The sequence below is a fragment of the Salinimicrobium oceani genome (genome assembly GCF_012037645.1).
This window is the reverse complement of record NZ_JAAVJR010000720.1, coordinates 1-430: the sequence shown is the minus strand read 5'-3', so window position 1 is coordinate 430 and position 430 is coordinate 1. Positions and strand designations below refer to the sequence as shown.

General features: G+C 42.1%; 1 protein-coding gene. It reads left to right on the top strand.

Going from position 1 to position 430, the window contains the following annotated elements; translation table 11 throughout:
- Positions 1 to 174 precede the first annotated feature (174 nt).
- Positions 175 to 430 (top strand): hypothetical protein (locus tag HC175_RS19055; RefSeq protein ID WP_209310107.1); only part of this gene is annotated, 256 nt, incomplete at its 3' end.

Here is a 430-nt window from a genome sequence, read left to right as displayed (position 1 = left end):
TAAGGCCAGGATCCGTGAACTGGAACAAATGCTTGGGCAAAAGCAGTTTGAGATCGAGTTCAAGGATAAGATGATCGATATTGCAGAAGAGATGTATGATATCGATATCAAAAAAAAACTAGGTTCCAAACCCTTACCTGGTTCTGGCTCCACAGGGAAGCCCACCGATGGAAAATGAACCAGATATATCGTTGGCTGGGCACTACAAAACAGAATATCCATCAGCGGCTCAACAGAGAATTAAAAAGAGCTGAGGAGGAAGAACAACTAAAAGTAGTTCTGCGTCAGGTAAGAGAGGATCATCCGCAGATGGGCTGTAAGGAGCTTTATAGAAGGATAAAACCTCAGACCATGGGGAGAGATAAGTTCTTTGAATTTTACCGTAGTTACGGATTTAAGATAACTCCACAAAAATGCTTTAGACGGACAA